We start from the raw sequence: 600 nt of genomic DNA, 5'->3' as shown, positions 1-600 counted from the left end.
CCCATTTGTTTGATAAAAGCCTACACGTGCTTTCCAAAGCAACTTTTCCAAGTGCCATTTGAATCTCTAACGCATTTTTAAATTTTTCATCACTCATCGCACTCTCCTGTCTGTTGCGCCAACCAAGTAGCCAACCCACACTCCAAAGAAGTCAGCCAGCTTCTGCCACGTTGATGGTGATGGCTCGTTGTATTGATTCTCAACACTGCGAATCAGCTTAATACCGATACCAGATTGTTCAGCTAGTTCATGATCCGTTAGCCCAAGCTCTCCCCTTAGCTCACTAACACGGTTAACGGCCTCAAGTTCGTTTTTGCCTGTGTATGAGTTGTCAAAGCGATAGAGATTGTTTGCAAGCTTCGCATAGTTGACTTTGCTTATTCGTTTTCTATCTCCGTTACAAACACGAAACAGAACACTACGAGTTACACCAGTCATTTCGGTTAGCTCTTTAAAGCTATATGACTCCTTGTGGTCTTTGATAACTTGAATCTGACGATCAGTCAGTTCGACTCCTAATCCTTCTTTCATTTCTCAAATCACTCTCCTATCCGCTTGTCTTAATGCCCTTCAACATGTCTTTAACAGACTGCATGTCTA

The 600-nt window shown here is 42.5% G+C and carries 1 protein-coding gene; it reads right to left on the bottom strand.

Annotated elements, in window-relative coordinates; all coding sequences use genetic code 11:
• Nucleotides 1-93: 93 nt before the first annotated feature.
• On the bottom strand, nucleotides 94-531 hold the full coding sequence (locus IV71_RS07430; RefSeq protein ID WP_010691324.1) for a helix-turn-helix domain-containing protein: 438 nt from the start codon (nucleotides 529-531) through the stop codon (nucleotides 94-96).
• Between the last annotated feature and the right edge of the window lie 69 nt (nucleotides 532-600).

The sequence above is a fragment of the Fructobacillus fructosus KCTC 3544 genome (genome assembly GCF_001438695.1).
Taxonomy (GTDB): domain Bacteria; phylum Bacillota; class Bacilli; order Lactobacillales; family Lactobacillaceae; genus Fructobacillus; species Fructobacillus fructosus.
The sequence above is the reverse complement of the archived record's forward strand: the minus strand, read 5'-3'. Positions and strand labels throughout refer to the sequence as shown.